The sequence below is a fragment of the Spirosoma horti genome, from assembly GCF_054776595.1.
The window spans coordinates 1-1,530 of sequence record NZ_BAAHBQ010000026.1; the positions used below are offsets into that span (position 1 = coordinate 1).

The window sequence follows — 1,530 nt, forward strand, 5'->3', positions numbered from 1 at the left end:
TGTACGTCGTCAAATGAAAGTGGACAAAAGGGGTGAAAATGAGAAGAGACAATTTCCTAAATTGTTTCACTCAAATCACCTTGGTTATGTCCAATTCAGCCAAAAAATCCCCTTCTAGTCGTTCCAAAACGGCTCAATCTACCTCCGAGCGCAAACCAGCGCTATCCATAATCAAAGACATTCAGCGACAAACCCGACGTCAATACACCGCTGAAGAAAAAATACGTATCGTCCTTGAAGGTTTGCAAGGTGAACAGTCAGTAGCCGAGATTTGTCGACGAGAAGGACTCAACACCAACATATATTATCGCTGGAGCAAAGAGTTTTTGGAAGCGGGTAAAAAGCGATTAGCCGGGGATACCACTCGCGAAGCTACTGCACCTGAAGTGCAATCGATCAAGTCCGAAAATGAGGCCCTCAAACAACTGGTGGCCGAACTGAGTCTGGAAAATAGGGTATTAAAAAAAAGCCTCAAAGCCGACGACTAATCGATACCATCATATGACTCAGTCCGAGAAAATGGAAATCATTACGTTGGTAGAGCAGTCCCCCTTAAGTGTAAAGACAACCTTGCGGGAGTTAGGTGTTAATCGGTCGACGTTTTATCAATGGTACAAACGGTATTTAACGGATGGCTTTGATGGCTTGGCCGATCCAGCTTATCGTCGTACTAGTGCCTGGAACCAACTGCCACCGGCTGAAAAGGGGCGCGTGATCGATTTAGCTCTAGAACGGCCCGATCTGTCTTGCCGCGAATTAGCTTGTCATATTGTTGACAATGAGGGCTGGTTTGTCTCGGAATCAACGGTTTACCGTATTCTAAAAAGTCGGGGCTTAATTACTACGCCTGCTTATCGACTCGTGGAAGCAGCCGATCAGTTCTATAACCCAACTACGGCTCCCAATCAGCTTTGGCAAACTGACTTCACGTATTTTAAGATCAAGAACTGGGGCTGGTATTATCTCTCGACAGTGTTAGATGACTATTCGCGCTATATTTTAGCTTGGGAACTGTGCCCCGGTATGCAGGCCACCGACGTAGAGCGCACTGTCCAAGCGGCTCTGAAATCTAGTAGTCTGACTGCTGATCAGCGACCTCGCATGCTATCAGATAACGGTTCGGCTTACGTGTCTCGGTATTTAAAAGAGTATTTGAAAGGGGAGAGCATTGAACATATTCGCAGTGCGCCGTTTCATCCCATGACGCAAGGCAAAATCGAGCGGTATCACCGGTCGATGAAAAACGTGTTGCTACTGGAGCACTACTATAGTCCGGATGAGTTGCGAGTGCGCTTAACGGAGTGGGTAGCTTACTATAATCACAAGCGCTATCATGAATCGCTGGATAACGTACGTCCCGCCGATGCGTATTGGGGTCGTCAGGAGCAAATCTTAGTTGAGCGGCAAAAAACTAAGCAGTTATCGATGCTCAAACGACGGAAAAGTCATATTTTTCAGCGAGTACAAAGCGGTTAAAACCGTCTCATCTCTTTTCACCCGCATCTGTCCACTTTCGGTTGACGACGTACA

1 protein-coding gene is annotated in these 1,530 nt (G+C 46.7%); it reads left to right on the plus strand.

Translation table 11 applies throughout. The features are described 5' to 3' along the window. The first annotated feature begins 86 nt into the window (after window positions 1–86). Window positions 87–1,476, plus strand: a protein-coding gene (locus ACYVAM_RS31760) for an IS3 family transposase (RefSeq protein ID WP_461074183.1) whose coding sequence is annotated in 2 segments (ribosomal slippage) — window positions 87–472 and window positions 471–1,476 — 1,392 coding nt in all. Because the reading frame shifts where the segments join, the coding sequence is not laid out codon by codon here. Window positions 1,477–1,530 lie beyond the last annotated feature (54 nt).